The sequence below is a fragment of the Microbacterium umsixpiens genome (assembly GCF_053543675.1).
Window position 1 is genome coordinate 1 of record NZ_JBLVOH010000230.1, and the last position, 306, is coordinate 306.

Consider the following 306-nt stretch of genomic DNA (forward strand, 5'->3'; position numbering starts at 1 on the left):
GATGAGGCGGGAGTCACGGTGCGCATCCCGCCCCTCTCGCTGTGCACCGACAACGGCGCGATGATCGCCGCGCTGGCCGCCGAGCTGATCTCCTCGGGCCGGCGCCCCTCGACTCTGGCGTTCGGGGCGGACTCCACCCTTCCGGTGACCGAGATCCAGATCGCCGAGGCGGTGCCCGCATGAGCGACGTCTCCGGCTCGTCCGACGCGAAGATCCCCCGGACTCCGCCGGCGCGCGTCGAACGCGCCAGTGACGAGGTCGAGCAGCATCCCGGGGCGGCGCCGCGGCTTCCCGGCGCCCGTCGCG

At 74.2% G+C, this 306-nt stretch carries 1 pseudogene; it reads left to right on the plus strand.

Annotated features, from left to right (window positions below):
• A pseudogene (locus tag ACNPM4_RS19380) lies at positions 1–183 on the plus strand (tRNA (adenosine(37)-N6)-threonylcarbamoyltransferase complex transferase subunit TsaD); the annotation flags it as partial.
• Between the last annotated feature and the right edge of the window lie 123 nt (positions 184–306).